The sequence below is a fragment of the Bacillus sp. CCNWLW194 genome (genome assembly GCF_037120585.1).
In the GTDB taxonomy this organism is placed as follows: Bacteria; Bacillota; Bacilli; order Bacillales; family Bacillaceae_G; genus Bacillus_A; species Bacillus_A basilensis.
On the sequence record NZ_JBBBBL010000013.1, the window covers coordinates 111,551 to 128,346 of the forward strand.

Sequence of the window (16,796 nt, forward strand, 5' to 3'; positions counted from 1 at the left end):
CCTCTGTACTATACGACTTTACCTTCCCAAGCTAACATACCACCTACCATATTGATCACTTGAAAACCATAACTTTCTAAAAACTGAACGGCTCTTGCACTTCTTCCGCCTGAACGACAAACGATAATATATTCCTGTTTTTTATTTAGCTCATGCATACGAAATTCTAATAGCCCTAGTGGAATATTACATGCTTCTGGAATTTTCCCTTCAGCTACTTCTTCTACTTCACGTACATCTATAATATTTACTGCTTCTTTACGTAACAATTTTTCTTCTAATTCTTTTGCTGTCATTTCTTTCATTTTAAATTTTCTCCTCACAAACCATTCATCCCGCCTGAAACATTAATAACGTGCTGAAATCCTAATTTCTTTAATACTTTTGCTGCTTGCTTACTTCTCATCCCGCTCTGACAAATAACGATTGCTTCCTTATTTTTATCTAACTGACTTGCTCTACTAGCTAACTCATTTAACGGGATATTTTGAAATCCTTTCATATGATTTCCTGTATATTCACCTACTGTACGAACATCGATAAAGTACTTCCCTTGTTTTCCTACTATACTTTTTAATTCTTTTCCGTTTATATTTTGAACACCTTTCACAGGTAAAAAGCGTGAAATAACAAACCATGCAGCAAGTACAATGAAAAGCGTACTTAATATTGTGTTCATATAACCAACCTCTCTACATTTATAAAACTACTATGCCTTCTTAATCCAAAACTTCAGCACATCAGCTTCTTCTACATGCTTTACGATGTCATGACCACTTTTATTTGCCCATGCTGGAATATCCTTAACTGACCCTTTATCCGTTACATGTACTTCTAACACTTCTCCAGTTTGTAACGTATCCATCGCTCTCTTCGTTCTTACAATCGGCATTGGACATGCTAAATCTTTCGCATCTAATACTTGTTTTACATTCATCATCTATTCCTCCAGTTTTTATTTATTTCATTATTCGTGCACTGCACAACGATTTGGACCAATCTCCATTTCACGCTCTTCATCTACACTCGGATGAATTTTACCCATATTTGTTTGACGGATTTCTTCATATGCATTTGGCTGAGGTGGTAAGTTTTCTGTTACAGTTTTACGGAACTCTACCTCATCCTCAATATTTAACCCTGCATTATACGCAAACAAATCTTTTAATTTTGCGCTAACAATACCACTTTCGTTCATTTCACTTATTTTTGAATAATGAGCCGGTAACACAACTAAATTTTGAGATAGTTCTTTATATCGGCTATACAAAGTATTACGTAAATCACTTACCCAATCTTCAGCCTTCCCAGCAAGATCTGGACGCCCGATTGAATCTACAAATAAAATATCGCCCGATAATAAATAGGAATCGTCTACAATAAATGATGTACTTCCAATCGTATGACCCGGTGAGTATAATGCGTCAATTTCAATTTTAGTACCCCCCACCGTAATAACAGATCCTTCTACAAGCGGTTCGTATGCGAAAACAACTTCCTCCGCATCTTTTGGCGGTAACCAATACGTACCACCTACTTTTTCCGCTAACTTACGTCCTCCAGAAATATGGTCTGCATGTAAATGTGTATCCATTACATTCGTAATCGTAACATCATGCTCTTTCGCAAATTCTTCATATGCTTCAACTGTTCTTACTGCATCAATAACTGCTGCTTCACCGTTTGAAACGACCATATAAGATAAACAGCCTTTTCCAAGGCGGTTAAACTGATACATACTTCCGCCATTTTTTAAATCTCCAACTTTTATAGGCTTTACATATTCACTCCAAGCCTTCATACCACCAGCTAAATAATAAATATTTTCTAATCCAGCCTCTGTTAATTGCTCTGCCACAAATATAGAAGACCCTTCTTTTGCACACACTACTAAAACATCTTTATCTTTAGGTAATTCACTTACAATATGATCTACACCATCTAACAAATCAAAATATGGTTTATTTATAGAAGAAACTTGTTTCCCTTCAATTTTCCATTCTTCATAATCCTTCTCATTACGAACATCTAAAATGAATAACTCTCCGAATAAAACTTTCTCTGCCACATCTTTTGCTTGTAATGATTTAACGCTCATCTTCTTACCCCCTGAGGTATATTTTTATTTAAAAAAATTTAATTCTCTATATTACCTTGCCACTCTACCATACCTGGAATGACATTTTTCACATTTGCATAACCTTGCTCTTTCAACATTTGGCAAGCTACATCACTACGGTTACCAGTTCGGCAAACAACATAAATTTGTTTCGTCTTATCTAATCCTGCGCTTGCTAGTTCACCTAATGGCACCGAAATGGCCGATGGAATATGACCAAAGGCGAATTCCGCCGCTTCACGAACATCTACTACAGTACACTCTTCACCACTTAATACTATATCTTGCAATTCCGCATTCGTAATTGTATGAGGATACTTCACTACTTCATCCACTTCATGCTCATGTGCTTTCCTAACATAATGCATCAAAACATCACCCTCTTGTTTCGTCCCGATATATTGATGCCCTACTTTATTCGCCCAGCTTTGTATGTCTACTGTAGACCCTTTATCTGTTGCCTCAATTTCAATCACTTGCCCTGGCGTCAACCCTTCCATCGCCTTCTTCGTTTTCACAATCGGCATCGGACAAGCCAAACCTTTACAATCTAAACTCATATCCACTTTTATACTCATAGTCGATTCCTCCATAACTTATATACACATACCTGTAGGGGTATAATAAAATGTTTTTGAAAATCTGTCAACACTTACGTTTGACAGATTATCGGCTTTTCACAAGTAATTGAACAGCTTCTTTAATTAACTCTTCATTTGAACCATTACCACTTTCAAACTGTTCACGCAAACATTGCTCTAAGTTCGTTCCAACAACAAGTCCAATTGTACGATCAAGTGCAGAACGAGATGCCGTTAACTGTGTAATAACCTCTCGGCAATCTTTTCCTTCTTCCATCATACGAAGCACACCACGAACTTGCCCTTCAATACGTTTCAATCTATTTTTCATATCTTGATTATATTCCATTGTATAATCACCTCATTACCATTATGTCACCATTTATAACTTATGACAATATATTATACCCTATAGGGTATTTTGTAAACCCCTATTTTAAATTTCCACCTTATATATTCACAAAACACAAAATGAAACCTTAATCTATAGGCTTTCATCTTCCACCTAATTTTGAAGTGGAAGATGAAAAAATATCAATATACAACACGTTCTGGTAATACTGTCCCATACAATTTAAAACCACCATCTACATTCTTTACCTTATATCCTTTTTCCATTAACATGCGCGCTGCAACATACCCTCTCATACCAAGTTGACAAGTAATATATATTTCTTTATCCACTGGCACTTCATCTAAACGATCACGTAATTCATCTAATGGAATATTAATAGAGCCTTTAATCATTCCTTGTTTTAGTTCATTAGTCTCTCGAACATCAATAAGATATCCACCATTTTCAACAATACGATCTATCTCATGCCATTGTACTGTGTACACAAAACCATCTACTATATTACTTGCCGCATACCCTACCATGTTTACTGGGTCTTTTGCAGAAGAATAGGGCGGAGCATATGATAATTCCAAATCTGGCAAATCAATTACAGTTAAATTTGCTTTTATTGCCGTTGCGATAACATCGATACGCTTATCTACACCGTCACGTCCTAACGCCTGCGCTCCATAAATTTTTCCGCCATCTTTATCAAAAATTAATTTTATTAGCACTGGCGTAGCATTCGGGTAATATCCAGCATGCGAATTTGCCTGTACATGTACTACCTCATAGGGTATATTTAATCGTTTTAATATTTTCTCATTTACTCCCGTCGAAGCAACTGTTAAATCAAAAACTTTAGCTACAGAAGTTCCCAGCGTACCTTTATATAAAGAATCCGTATGTCCATGAATAATATCTGCTAACATACGACCTTGACGATTAGCCGGCCACGCTAAAGGAATCATCGTTTCTGTTTCAGTAACAAAATCTTTCACTTCAATCGCATCACCAATTGCATATATATGTGGATCCGATGTTTGAAATTTTCCATTTACTTTTATCGTTCCTCTAACTCCTAATGCTAATCCTGCATCTTTCGCTAAACTACTCTCTGGTTGTACACCAATTGCTAAAATAATCATATCTGTCTCTATGATTGAACCACTTTTTAAACGTACAACAGTCCCGTCCTCTTCTAATGCATCTACACCATCTTCAAAAACAAGCTCAACATTGTGATTTTTCATATGCTCATGCACATACGCTGCCATTTCATAGTCGATTGGCGGCATCACTTGATTCGCCATCTCTACAAGAGTAACATCCATTCCTCGTTCTCTTAAGTTTTCAACCATTTCCACTCCAATAAATCCGCCACCAATAACCGTCGCATGATGTGGTTTCTTCTCATCAATATACACTTTAATACGATCTGTATCAGGTACATTCCGTAACGTAAATAACGCCTTCGCTTCTTCAATACCTGGAATAGGTGGAACAATTGGTTTTGCCCCTGGTGAAAGAATTAAAATATCATATTCCTCGTTATATGTTTCATTTGTCGTTACATTCTTTATAGTAATTGTTTTCTCTTCTTTATTAATCTGTACTACTTCACTCAATACACGTATATCTAAATTAAAACGCTTCGACATTCTTTTAACAGTTTGTACTAATAATTTTTGTCTTTCTGTAATGACACCGCCAATATAGTATGGTAATCCACAATTTGCAAATGAAATATACTCACCGCGCTCCACCATAATAATTTCATCTTCTTCACTTAAACGACGAAGCCTTGCAGCCACTGATGCTCCGCCCGCAACTCCGCCTACTACAACTATTTTTCTAGACACATTTCAAACCTCCATATTATTTATTATTTAATTTCCTCATGTATCACACACTCAAAACCCATACCTGTATGGGTATATAATAGAGTATAAAAAATTTAATTTCAATCAATATGTCTTTCTTTCACAAATTTGAAACAAATAAAAAAGAACTTAGACATCTCCAAGTTCTTTACAAATGAAGCAATCAATCGTTCCATTGTCATACTTTCTACAATCTCTTTGTAAAACTATACTCCATGTTCCCACCTAGCGCTGCCGCTGTATCACCAGTTTCTCTAAAATCATGTGTATATATTTTTTCAAATGAACCGAAATCTACTTGTTTATAAAATTCAAAACAAGGGAAACCATCATGCTCTCCTTGAACATCAATACTGCCGTCCTTTTTCACACATACATGTAATACATAATCCACAGGAGGTGCATATACATTTAATGGATTACTTGCACTCGCACTCATTTTGAATTGTACACCGTCAGAATTCCATGTGATATCAGCACACACAATATTTTCTGTACTTGCTTTCCCTGTTCTTTTACTCACAGAACCATCTGGACTTGTAACCTTCTCGGTCGTAATACCCGTGTTCGCATATGAAAACACTTCTTCTTTATAAAAATCAACTACTACCTCTTGCTCAACTCTAGAGCGCATCGTATTTACCGCATGTGGGGTAAATTCACGCGAATCACCTTCGAATTGAATTACTTTTCCTGTTTCCATATCCTTTTTGGCTTCAGTCCAAGACATTGGAATAAATACACTGGCTCTAATTTTCACGATGTTAGTCATAAGAAACACCTCTATAATTTTATTTTAGATACTGAATACTATTGAGTAAAATAGACCATAATTTCAATGCTAAAACCAATAAATTTCTCTTTTACTTTTCTACTTCCTTCTAAAAATAGCGCTATATTTATGTTTAGACTGTCGTTTTAAAGTTATATTCCATCTCTCCAGCTAGTGCTGCTGGAGTATCATTTGTTTCTCTAAAATCATGTATATATATTAATTCAAATGAACCAAAATCTACTTGTTTATAAAACTCATAGCAAGGGAAACCATCATGTACACCTTCAACATGCACAGTACCACTTTTATTAACTCGTATAGCCAACAAATAATCAGCTGCAGGTGCTGCCGCATTTAACGGATTACTGGCACTTGCTCTCATTTCAAATGAAACTTCATCCTCGCCCCATACGATATTAGTACATACAATGTTTTCTGTACTTGTTTCTCCTTTTTTATGCTCGGTTGAGCCATCTGGATTTGTAATCTTCACTGTGACGATACAAGCATCTGCATATGTGAAAATTTCTCTTTTATAAAAATCAATATTCACTTCTTGTTCTAATCTTGAACGCTTTGCGTTCACCGCGTATGGTGTAAACTCACGTGCATCTCCAGCATATTCAAACGATCTTCCTGTTGCAGGATCCTTAATAGGTTCCAGCGATGCATATGGTGCAAAGACACTCCCTCTAATTTTTACAATATTAACCATGTGAAACCTCCATTGATTCTATATTATATAAGTCATTATTTGTTCTACCAACAAAATATAGTCAATTTGATTGACTATATTGTATATAGTACAATAGGTATTACATATAGTCAACTTAATTGACTACAAGCGCGGAGGTTATATATATGGATCAAACATTTAACGAGTTAGATCTTACATCGCTTTTATCATTATCATTTAGCACATTAATTACTGAGCTACATGACAGATTAAGTGAATTGGGATTTAAAGATATTAGACCAGCACATGGTTTTATGTTCAAACGCATCCTTCCTAATGGGGCAACTGGTATAGAGCTAGCTGAATATTTAGGGGTTTCCAAACAAGCTATAAGTAAAATGGTGGATTCTCTTGAGAATAGTGGCTACGTTACACGTAAAACACACCCTACTGATAAAAGGGGTAAAATCATTGTTTTAACCGAACGTGGTTTAGCAGTAATGAAAGCAAAAGAAGAAATAGTAGCTGAAATAGAGCAGCGATGGATTGAAAATATAGGTACAGAACGAATGCAAATGCTAAAAGAAGATTTAACAACATTCGTTACTAAAGAAAATACAGAGAAGTTATCATCAAATATACGACCTGTCTGGTAAACAAAAACGAATCCACTTTGATTCATCTTTTTCAAAATGGATTCGTTTTCTACAGATATATTAAAAATCATTAATTTCTTTAAATTTTATTCTACTGAATATATTTTTTACGCGTTATATAATTCCATAACTCTCTTCACAACCAACTCCGCTGTGTTCTCCTCAGGTGGCATCAATAAATTCGTAGTTACCCCATACACAATAGGATTCAACTCTACTTCATATCCACCATATACAAATTCTTCCGTTGTCGGCAAGTAACCAATATATCCGTTCATATATCCACCAAAGAAAACTAGTTCATTTTGAAGACGCTCTTTCACTTCTAATGACATTTCCGAAAAAGGTTCCATCGGTATACCGGAGAACATACCATCATTAACTTGAAACAGTTGCACTTCTAAATCAATACTTAACTGCCACATACCTTGCTTATATTTCTCTAAAACGATAGTAAGCCATTCATCCGTATTCACGCCCCACTGCTTCTCAGCTAACTGGGCCATGCTTCGTATCTCATCAATTTCAGGAATATCCTTCAACTTCATTTGCATCGTACTCGAAATCGTTCTTACAGTTACAATCGGGTTATATGTAACTGTCGATAACATCGTTAATACATGTCCACTAAGCATGTAAGCCATTTGTGTTAATGCTTCCCTAGAACCACGATACTTCGCATTCACATTTCCAGCAGCACCTTGCACAATAATAATAGGGCAGTTTACTATTCTCTCAAGAATCTCTCGCGCCATCCCGGGATAATCTGCTGATAATACATCACTATCACCTTTTAAAACATTCGGATGCGCCGTACAAAACACTATAATCCCAGATAACTCTTTCGTTTCAGCATCTCTTATTGCCAACATCCCAATCCGTTTATCTACAACACCCTCTATATTTATTCCCATCTTTGCTCTTCCATCAGATGTTCTCTCTCTTCTGTTTACCCCAATACCACCTGTCGTAACACCCCAGCCAACTTCACATCGCTTCAAGTTTTTATTCGCAGTAACAGCACCATGCACTACATTATTTACTAAAATCGTTTTATACGATTGCACTAGCGGATCATCACCGACTGTCTCTGGACCGGAGTGCGTATGAGTATAAACAACCGTTATTCGCTCAAATGGTACATGAAGCTCACTCGCTACTCGCTCACGAATCATATTCGTATCTTCTACTAACATCCCAATATTATCAATGCTTATAAATACAGTTTTCATTTCACCTTTTTCAAATACAAAAACCGTCCCATAAATACGCTCTTCAATATTATTTATTCCTGTCTCTCTATGATATCCGACAAAATCAATACCTATAGGCGGCGTAATATCCACCTTACATACCCCTACTTTGCTCATTTGAACCTCTCCATTTCTCTATGTAACTCCCTTTTTCAAGAATAGCATATTTGACCTTGTTCCAAATAAAAAAGAACGAACATAGCATTCTATGTCCGTTCTTTCCTTCACACATACTTCCGATGTACCATCTTCCCATCATAAGAAAACACAACGCCCTTACTCTCCACAATTGACTCCATATGCACTGTTCTTCCCCACAGCTGATGAAGATATGGTAATACCTTTTCTAAGTATTTTAAATCAAGCTCGATTCCTTCGTAACTATGTTTAATGTATAATTCTCCGTTCTTTAAGTAGTCTCCGTCTTCTACTACTAGGTACGGGAAGCCGCCATTTGTACGCATATTTACGAGTTGATCACGCACATGTTCCCACTCTTTATCTATTACTTTATACTCTTTTCCTTGGCGCTGGAATAAGTACATATCTTCTCGCATTACGAGGTCTTTATTTAAATAGTTTCTTAAGAACGATACATCCCATTCAATTTCGCGTACTTCAAAGATTTTGTCACGACCAGACCCTGGTTTTACACCACGGCGTTTCATTTCTTCTGTCGGGTTGTTATAGCGTTCTTCAATATCTTCAAACATTTTAATACCGAGGTAGTATGGATTAATGCTTGTTTTTGATGGCTGAACGACACCCGCATTAAGCTTTGCAAATTCGATCGCTTCAGAAGATGTTAAGTCCATTTCACGAAGTATGCGCTGGTGCCAGTAGGAAGCCCAGCCTTCGTTCATAATCTTCGTTTCAAGCTGCGGCCAGAAATATAACATTTCCTCGCGCATCATCGTTAATATGTCCCGCTGCCAATCTTCTAGCTCACGGCTATATTCTTCAATAAAGAGGAGCAAGTCTTTCTCTGGTTGCGGTGGAATCTTCTTCTTTTTGCGTATATTGGATCGTTCTCTCTTTTTGTTTCGATCATCTAAATTCCATAGATCATCGTATTGTGATACCTTTTTCTTTTCTACTTCTTCTTCTAAATCATCAATACTCCACGCAAGTTTTGGGCGCATGAGCGAAGGATCAATGTGCTCTTGAATGGCAAGTACGGCATCTAAAAATGTTTCTACTTCTTCTTTTCCGTACTTATGCTCATATGCTTTCACCCGTTCAGCTGTCGCTGACATACTTTCTACCATATCTCGCTTCGTATTTGAAAAACGAATATTATTTTTAAAGAAATCACAGTGCGCTAAAACGTGCGCTACAATTAATTTATTTTGAATTAACGAGTTCGTATCTAGTAAAAAGGCATAACATGGATCAGAGTTAATAACGAGTTCGTATATTTTACTAAGACCTAAATCGTATTGTAATTTCATTCTGAAAAACTGTTTTCCAAAACTCCAGTGTGAAAACCGCGTTGGCATCCCATATGCACCAAATGTATAAATAATTTCCGCTGGACATATTTCATAACGCATCGGATAAAAATCAAGCCCAAATCCAGTCGCAATTTCCGTAATTTCCGCAATCGCATATTGCAGTGCTTTATCGTCACTTGCTCTCATTATTTTCCCTCCTTACACTTTCCCTTAAGAAAGTGTATGATTGAGAACAAGCTTTCATGAGGATTGATTGCATAATAAAAAGACACCCTCGTAAAAACGAGAATGTCTCATCTATTAACCCTCAATAATCTCCATCTTCTCCGTAATCGGTGTACGAGCTTTTCCTTCTGGTGCTTTATCGAAATAGCCAAGATGAAGAATTCCAACAATACGTTGGCCTCTTGTTAAACCGAGTCCTTCTATAAATAATGGGTTGTAGTTCAATCCGCCTGATTTCCAAACACAACCTAATCCACGCTCCCAAGCAAGAAGTTGGAAGTTTTGCATAAATGCGCATGTTGCAGCGTAATCTTCGTCACGTTGAATTTGACGTGGATCTTCATTTATATATACAACGATTTGTGCAGGTGTGCTTAAGAAACGATCAGATAAAATTTTACCCCGTTTCGCTCTTTCTTCTTCTGTGAAAGAGTTTAATACTGCATCTACTAATTTCTGACGGCCTTCTCCAATGTATAATTTACAATTCCATGGTTCACGGTGTTTATGATTCGGTGCCCATGTTGCGTCGTTTAATAATTCAATTAATAACTCTTTGTCTACTGCTTTATCTGTAAATGTACGAACAGAACGTCTTTCTTTAATCACATTTGCGATGGAAGTATATGTAGTCATATTTTTCTCTCCCTTATTTTTATCTATATGTATAAGATTATTTTTAGTATTGATATTGATTTTCAATTTCGATTATACCTTAGTTTTTTACTATTAATCAATGTTTTATGTTGGAAAACTTTCAAAACATCATTCCATCATCCTGTGAATAAAAAAACTTAGCTTGTTCACAAGTTTTTCACATTTTATGGAAATGATATGTATAAAGTTTTCCACATTATCCATCTAGGAGGAGTTTATATGTACAAAAAAATCGCAGTAAGTATGACTATGGCAGCGTTATTATTTGGGGCAACCGTCTTCCCTACCTTCGCTGCTACGCCAAAAGAAGTAACATTGCATCACCATAAGCCTATTTCAGAAGAAGAAATGCAGTCACTCGAAAAACTCGGCTATAACAAACATGAAATTTGGAAAGCTGCCCACATTGCAAGAATTAGTAAAAAAGAAATAAAAGACGTTTTAGCTTACTATAAACAAAATAAATCTTGGGAGAAAACAGCCGAATATTTCGGTGTAGATCCAAATAAATTGAAAAAGCATCATATGAATAAAGAAACAAAAAAAGCACTACTGCAAGAATTAGCAAATATGCAAAAATCTACACCAGATGGACTAAAACAAAAAATGAAAGAATATAATATCGGATTACGTCAGCTCACGGTATTAACAATCATCTCTCAAAAAAGTAATACTCCCCTTAATGATGTACTAAAAATGAAAAAAGACGGAATGGATATTAAACAAATTGCAGAAAAATTAAATGTAAACAAAGAAGATATACGCGCAGAAATGATTAAATTAGTAAAGTCGATTAAGGAAAAGAAAACAAATTAACACGCCAAAAAGGAAGAGATTTTCAATACTCTTCCTTTTCTTTATGAACTTTCAATTTTCAAGTATAAATTCCCGTCTTTCCCAAAAACTAACACAAGTAAATGATATATGTTAGGGGGTGGGAAAATGTTCGGTTTATCATCTAAGAAATCTAAAAAGACTAATACAAAAACACTTTGTTCTATTCCAGAATTTATACAAACCCTGACAGAATCTAGCGATTTTGTCTCTTATAACGTACTTGAAGATGAAACGTTATGCTTGTTTTATTATAAATCTGTCGTGGAAGCACTTATTATTAAACAATTCATTTTAACTCCTATAAAAAAGGAATCGGAACAAATCCAAAACATCTCTGATTTATGTAATATCGTCTCTATTGAAGATATTATTACCTCCCCTTCTATTGATGATATTCGTGAGAAATTATTAGATGGATATATTTTAATACGCTTAAAAAACAATTTGAATCCCGATCAATATGCTTTAATTCGTGCCGAGAGTACTGTTTTAGGAACACGATTATATAACGATACAGAAAATGAGTATAGCGTAATCGGACCTAAAATCGGTTTCGTTGAAAACCTTGATACAAATATACACTTATTACGCCGAAACATTGTAACTGAGCAACTCATTTTTAAAGAAGTTACCGTGGGGTCTATGTCAAAAACGAAAGTAGCAGTTGCTTATATAGACGGAGTTACAAATGAACAATTTATCAATACTGCAATACAACGGCTAGAGGACATTGACTTTGATGTCCCATTTGATGCAACTATGATTGAGCAATTTATTAGTGATAATAGCAATTCACCTTTCCCTGTTCTATTACCTACAGAACGATTAGATCGAGCTGTATTTGCTTTAATTAACGGAGAAGTTTTAATTTTAACAGATGGCTCTCCATATGCTTTATCAGGACCAACAACGTTACTGGATTTTTTCATTTCACCAGAAGATTATTATTTACCGTGGATGATTGGATCTTTCTTTCGTATTATTCGTTTTTTCGGAGCTATATTTTCTCTTTTTTCCTCCGCTATTTATACAGCGGCTTTAACATATCATTATCAAATGATTCCTGCCGATTTACTAGGTCCTATTATTTTCTCAAGGGCTAACGTACCTTTCCCTCCTATTCTAGAAGCACTCTTTTTAGAAATTACAATCGAATTGCTTCGTGAAGCGGGAGCGCGTTTACCGACAAAAGTCGGACAAACAATTGGGATTGTTGGTGGGATTGTAATTGGACAAGCATCTGTTGAAGCAGCTTTAACGAGTACAATTCTATTAATTGCAGTTGCTTTATCCGCCCTTGCATCTTTCACAACACCGACTGTGAAGATGTCTTCTACTATCCGTTTGTTACGCTTTCCGCTTATTCTTTTAGCTGGCGCATTCGGAGGATTAGGCCTTATTGTCGGATTTGTATTTATTTTAGCTCATTTAATTAAATTAAAATCACTTGGATCACCTTATTTATTACCTTTATATCCATTTCGTGGTTTAGGTACAGCAGAAGGTTTTCTTCGATTACCATTTAGTCAAACGGCACAAAGACCTTCTTTCCTTAGACCAAAATCAAAATGGCGTTATAATCCGAATAAAGCAAAACAGAAACGTGATGGTGATAATGAATGAAAAAACTTTTATTGTACCTTATTATTATCTTTTTCATTCTACAAACTGGCTGTACACAAACGTATATAGTGGATGCACAGCGTATTATTCATATTATTGGATTCGACATCACAAAAAACAAAAGATTCCAAGGGACTATCTTATTCCCAGAGTACACACATGGTGTAAAGTCTAAACCAGAAACTCAATCAACATCTGCCCGTTCACTTGAGACGATCGCCTCACGACTAAATGCGAAATCTCCTCACAATGTTGTTGTAGGTCAAATGCGTGTCGTCCTATTTGGAAAGGCTCTAGGAGAACGCGGAATGGGAGAAATTATTACTAACTTACAACGTGACCCAAATATCGGGCGTGATGTACAACTAGCAATTGTAGATGGATCGGCTGAAGAACTTTTAAATTACGGAAAAAAAAATGGATCGTTATATATTGCTGATTTACTCGAGCAAAATATAAGAAATGAGAACATTCCACAAACCTCATTAAACATTTTTTTATATAATTACTACTCTTCTGTATGTGATGCCTACGTCCCCTATATTAGAATGGGCGATAATCATTCTGTCGCTGTCAAAGGACTTGCTTTTTTAAAAGGCGATAAAGTCGTTATGTATACGGATAAAAGACATTCTGTTTTAGCAAAATTACTTATTAATCCTACGAAAAATGGACGTTACGAGGCAGCGATAACAAAGGATAAGCATAAAGGTATGGTTGTTATACAAAACTTAGCTGGGAAAAATAAATATGATATAGATCAAACTGGCGACATACCTAAGGTAAAAATCCATTTAAAATTAAATGGATTAATTAAAAACTCTCCTGATTGGATTGATTTAAGAAAAAAAACAAATATCAATTATATAAAAAAACAAATTGAACGAAATGTTGAAAAAGACTGCGAAGATTTAATAAAACAATTTCAAGAAAAGGAAATTGATCCTTTAGGAATACGAGATGAAATTAGAAGCCATACGAGAAAATGGAATATAAAACAAATTCGAAATATGTATAAAAATGTAGCAGTGGATATAAATTTAGATCTTAATATTGTACAATCTGGAATCGGGGAATAGTGAGGTGAAATAAGCAATGAATACAATGAGTAAAGCAAAGACAGTCTCTCCATACTTTGCATTTATCTTATTACATTCTCTTCAAATCGGAATAGGAGTTCTCGGATATCAACGTGTAATTTTAAAAAACGCTGGTTATGATGCCTGGATTTCTCTCATTATTGCGGGAATTGCAACTCATATTGTGCTGTTTTGTATGTTAAAAATGTTAGAAAAAGATGGAGATTTAATTAGCATTCACACAACAACTTTTGGAAAATGGATTGGTTCTATATTTTCCATGATTTTTACTCTTTATTGCTTATTATTCTGCCTTACTGTTCTTCGTACATATATGGAAGTAATACAAGTTTGGATTTTCCCTACTATTAAATTATGGAAACTTACACTTATGTTTTTATTAGTCACTTACTACATTATAAAAGGCGGCTTCCGCTCTGTGACAGGGATATGCTTTTGGGGTATTGTACTTCCTATTTTCGTTGTATTCTTTTTAATCTATCCAATGAAATATGCTCATTTTCGTAATATTTTACCTATTTTTACACATTCACCTGTTGACATACTTATATCTGCAAAACAATCTGCATTAGAGTTTCTTGGCTTTGAAACAATTCTTATCTTCTATCCACTTATTGAAAAAGGAAAATCTTTAAAAAGATGGGCTCATGCAGGAATTGTTTTTAGCACTTTAATTTATGTAGTTTTAGCTATTGTATCTTTTATGTATTATAGTGAAGGACAATTAAATCATACTATTTGGCCTACTTTAACAATGTTGAAAATAATTAAAGTTCCTTTCATTCAACGGTTTGAATATATTATTATTTTTGTTTGGTTTTTAATTATTTTGCCGAACCTTTGTTTAACTATTTGGTCATCATGTCAAACGATGAAGCGTTCATTTCATATTTCATTTAAATTTACATTACCGTTTTTTATTTTCATCGTTTTTATAGCTTCTTTATTTTTTAAAAACCGTGAAAGTATAAACACATTAAATACAATACTATCTCAAGCTGGCTTATATATTGTATACGCTTATATCCCGATTTTATTTCTATTCCATTCACTACGATGGCATTTCAAAAATCGGTCAAAAAAATCTTCACCCGACACACCATAATCTCTGATACAATTTGATTAATACATTTGTAAAGGGGACAAGCGTATGAAGAAATATGTATTTTCTTTACTTGCAGTACTGAGTTTAATTCTTGCTGGATGCGGAAGCAGTGGTACAAATGAAAAAAAATCATCTGAATCAAAAGAAGAGCACGACCATGCATCGCACACTCAGCAAGCTGACATTCAAGAGAAAACAAAAGGAGTCGACACACTTCCTACCTTCCTAGACAAGCTTGATCCACAAATGAAAGATATCTACACTGTCGCTGGACAAAATGCAGAGCTATTAAATTGGATTCCATGTTACTGTGGTTGCGGTGAAAGTGTAGGACATAAAAATAATAAAAATTGCTTTATTCGTGAAATTAAAAAGAATGGTGAAGTTGTTTGGGATTCCCATGCAACGACTTGCGTCAATTGCTTAGAAATCGCTGTTGAATCTGCTTCGATGAAACAAAAAGGAAAATCAACGCTTGAAATTCGTAACTATATCGATAATAAATACAAAGAAGGTTATGGCAAACCAACACCTACGCCAATGCCAAAAGCTTAAAAAACGAGGACACACCTCGTTTTTTTTCATTCACTTTTTTTCTTAACAAATTCTTTCAAGTGTATTTCTCCTTACTTATCACACACTATATATAACTCTCGGTAAGGAGGGTACACAGTGCAAACATATAACGATTATGATAAAGCTCTCTATTACACGTATTGCTGTAATTGGGATAAATTACTCGTTCTCATGGTTCAAACGAACGATCAATTATTTTCTAAGCGTATTGAGCATTTTTTACACGCTTATCAATACAGTAAAGAACTGCCAGAAGTTGATAAACAATTGCAGCTCCTATTTCAATATATTGACCACGCATCCCAAAAGTCACATGTAGAAGAAGTAGAGCAAATTCAAATGTAAAATATAGCGCTATTCTCTTCTGGAGAATAGCGCTTTTTTAAAATGTTTATATCAATAAAAGTTTTCCCTTATAAAACTTTTATTGATAAACATATTTTTTCTTTCTTTTCTGTGCCACTTCATACTATAATTTAGTATGTAACTATTATAAGTGAGGTATAAAATATGGGACGAGAAAAAAAGCAAGAATATGCTTTACTTACCGCTTGGGGAGCTTCTTTTATCGCTACACTAGGAAGTTTATACTTTTCCGAAATCATGAAATTTGAGCCTTGTGTCCTTTGTTGGTATCAACGTATTTTTATGTATCCATTCGTGTTATGGCTCGGTATCGCTGTAGTAAAAAAAGACTATCGCATCGCAAGTTATTCTTTACCAATTGCAAGTATTGGTGCTTGTATTTCTTTATATCACTATGCGATTCAAAAAATCGCAGCATTTTCAGCTGCTGGGGCCGCTTGCGGTCGTGTACCATGTACGGGAGAATACATAAACTGGTTCGGCTTTGTGACAATCCCGTTTTTAGCACTTATCGGCTTTATTACAATCGCTGTTTGTAGCTTTATTGTCATCAAAAACAAATAAGGAGATGAA

20 protein-coding genes are annotated in these 16,796 nt (G+C 35.1%); 8 read left to right on the forward strand and 12 right to left on the reverse strand.

Annotated features, from left to right (window positions below; translation table 11 throughout):
* Positions 1-8: 8 nt before the first annotated feature.
* The 9 genes from V7S50_RS25255 to V7S50_RS25295 form a co-directional block, all read right to left on the reverse strand.
* Complete coding sequence (locus tag V7S50_RS25255) at positions 9-305, reverse strand: rhodanese-like domain-containing protein (protein WP_063223713.1); 297 nt, start codon at positions 303-305, stop codon at positions 9-11.
* Between the two features lie 14 nt (positions 306-319).
* Positions 320-679, reverse strand: coding sequence for a rhodanese-like domain-containing protein (locus V7S50_RS25260; RefSeq protein WP_242255839.1), 360 nt, complete (start codon positions 677-679; stop codon positions 320-322).
* Between the two features lie 30 nt (positions 680-709).
* Positions 710-940 carry a sulfurtransferase TusA family protein gene (locus V7S50_RS25265; protein WP_063223711.1) on the reverse strand — a complete coding sequence of 77 codons (231 nt, stop codon included), beginning with the start codon at positions 938-940 and terminating at the stop codon, positions 710-712.
* A gap of 27 nt (positions 941-967) precedes the next feature.
* On the reverse strand, positions 968-2,098 hold the full coding sequence (locus tag V7S50_RS25270) for an MBL fold metallo-hydrolase (RefSeq protein ID WP_242255838.1): 1,131 nt from the start codon (positions 2,096-2,098) through the stop codon (positions 968-970).
* Positions 2,099-2,136: 38 nt separating this feature from the next.
* Positions 2,137-2,697 carry a sulfurtransferase TusA family protein gene (locus tag V7S50_RS25275; protein WP_242255836.1) on the reverse strand — a complete coding sequence of 187 codons (561 nt, stop codon included), beginning with the start codon at positions 2,695-2,697 and terminating at the stop codon, positions 2,137-2,139.
* Between the two features lie 88 nt (positions 2,698-2,785).
* Positions 2,786-3,049 (reverse strand): metal-sensitive transcriptional regulator, encoded by a 264-nt coding sequence (locus V7S50_RS25280; RefSeq protein ID WP_000456206.1) that lies wholly within the window; start codon positions 3,047-3,049, stop codon positions 2,786-2,788.
* 185 nt (positions 3,050-3,234) lie between these two features.
* Positions 3,235-4,899, reverse strand: a complete 1,665-nt coding sequence (cdr, locus tag V7S50_RS25285; protein WP_242255834.1) for a CoA-disulfide reductase — start codon at positions 4,897-4,899, stop codon at positions 3,235-3,237.
* A gap of 208 nt (positions 4,900-5,107) precedes the next feature.
* The gene (locus V7S50_RS25290; protein WP_242255832.1) at positions 5,108-5,692 is read right to left on the reverse strand and encodes a DUF3238 domain-containing protein; all 585 of its coding nucleotides are present in this window, start codon (positions 5,690-5,692) and stop codon (positions 5,108-5,110) included.
* A 133-nt stretch (positions 5,693-5,825) separates the two neighbouring features.
* The gene (locus V7S50_RS25295; RefSeq protein ID WP_242255830.1) at positions 5,826-6,410 is read right to left on the reverse strand and encodes a DUF3238 domain-containing protein; all 585 of its coding nucleotides are present in this window, start codon (positions 6,408-6,410) and stop codon (positions 5,826-5,828) included.
* Positions 6,411-6,556: 146 nt separating this feature from the next.
* On the opposite strand from V7S50_RS25295, the gene V7S50_RS25300 reads away from it, so the two are divergent.
* The gene (locus tag V7S50_RS25300; RefSeq protein WP_063223705.1) at positions 6,557-7,027 is read left to right on the forward strand and encodes a MarR family winged helix-turn-helix transcriptional regulator; all 471 of its coding nucleotides are present in this window, start codon (positions 6,557-6,559) and stop codon (positions 7,025-7,027) included.
* 107 nt (positions 7,028-7,134) lie between these two features.
* Here the strand turns inward: V7S50_RS25300 and V7S50_RS25305 are convergent, their stop codons facing one another.
* The 3 genes from V7S50_RS25305 to V7S50_RS25315 form a co-directional block, all read right to left on the reverse strand.
* Positions 7,135-8,397: a neutral/alkaline non-lysosomal ceramidase N-terminal domain-containing protein gene (locus tag V7S50_RS25305; protein ID WP_242255828.1), complete on the reverse strand. Its 1,263-nt coding sequence runs from the start codon at positions 8,395-8,397 to the stop codon at positions 7,135-7,137.
* A 107-nt stretch (positions 8,398-8,504) separates the two neighbouring features.
* On the reverse strand, positions 8,505-9,920 hold the full coding sequence (gene spoVR, locus V7S50_RS25310) for a stage V sporulation protein SpoVR (protein WP_063223703.1): 1,416 nt from the start codon (positions 9,918-9,920) through the stop codon (positions 8,505-8,507).
* Between the two features lie 114 nt (positions 9,921-10,034).
* Positions 10,035-10,595 (reverse strand): nitroreductase family protein, encoded by a 561-nt coding sequence (locus V7S50_RS25315; protein WP_000214810.1) that lies wholly within the window; start codon positions 10,593-10,595, stop codon positions 10,035-10,037.
* Between the two features lie 240 nt (positions 10,596-10,835).
* On the opposite strand from V7S50_RS25315, the gene V7S50_RS25320 reads away from it, so the two are divergent.
* The 7 genes from V7S50_RS25320 to V7S50_RS25350 all read left to right on the forward strand — a co-directional run bounded on the left by V7S50_RS25320 (position 10,836) and on the right by V7S50_RS25350 (position 16,787).
* Positions 10,836-11,432, forward strand: a complete 597-nt coding sequence (locus tag V7S50_RS25320; RefSeq protein ID WP_242255826.1) for a hypothetical protein — start codon at positions 10,836-10,838, stop codon at positions 11,430-11,432.
* A 126-nt stretch (positions 11,433-11,558) separates the two neighbouring features.
* A complete protein-coding gene (locus tag V7S50_RS25325) occupies positions 11,559-13,076 on the forward strand; it encodes a spore germination protein (protein ID WP_242255824.1) in 1,518 nt (505 codons plus the stop codon).
* Positions 13,073-14,155: a Ger(x)C family spore germination protein gene (locus V7S50_RS25330; protein ID WP_242255822.1), complete on the forward strand. Its 1,083-nt coding sequence runs from the start codon at positions 13,073-13,075 to the stop codon at positions 14,153-14,155. Before V7S50_RS25325 ends, V7S50_RS25330 begins: the two co-directional genes overlap by 4 nt.
* Before the next feature lie 16 nt (positions 14,156-14,171).
* Complete coding sequence (locus V7S50_RS25335; RefSeq protein WP_063223699.1) at positions 14,172-15,281, forward strand: GerAB/ArcD/ProY family transporter; 1,110 nt, start codon at positions 14,172-14,174, stop codon at positions 15,279-15,281.
* 45 nt (positions 15,282-15,326) lie between these two features.
* The gene (locus V7S50_RS25340; RefSeq protein ID WP_242255820.1) at positions 15,327-15,836 is read left to right on the forward strand and encodes a PCYCGC domain-containing protein; all 510 of its coding nucleotides are present in this window, start codon (positions 15,327-15,329) and stop codon (positions 15,834-15,836) included.
* Positions 15,837-15,953: 117 nt separating this feature from the next.
* Positions 15,954-16,202: a YhdB family protein gene (locus tag V7S50_RS25345; RefSeq protein WP_001195459.1), complete on the forward strand. Its 249-nt coding sequence runs from the start codon at positions 15,954-15,956 to the stop codon at positions 16,200-16,202.
* A gap of 165 nt (positions 16,203-16,367) precedes the next feature.
* Positions 16,368-16,787, forward strand: a complete 420-nt coding sequence (locus tag V7S50_RS25350) for a disulfide formation protein C (RefSeq protein WP_000532269.1) — start codon at positions 16,368-16,370, stop codon at positions 16,785-16,787.
* Positions 16,788-16,796 lie beyond the last annotated feature (9 nt).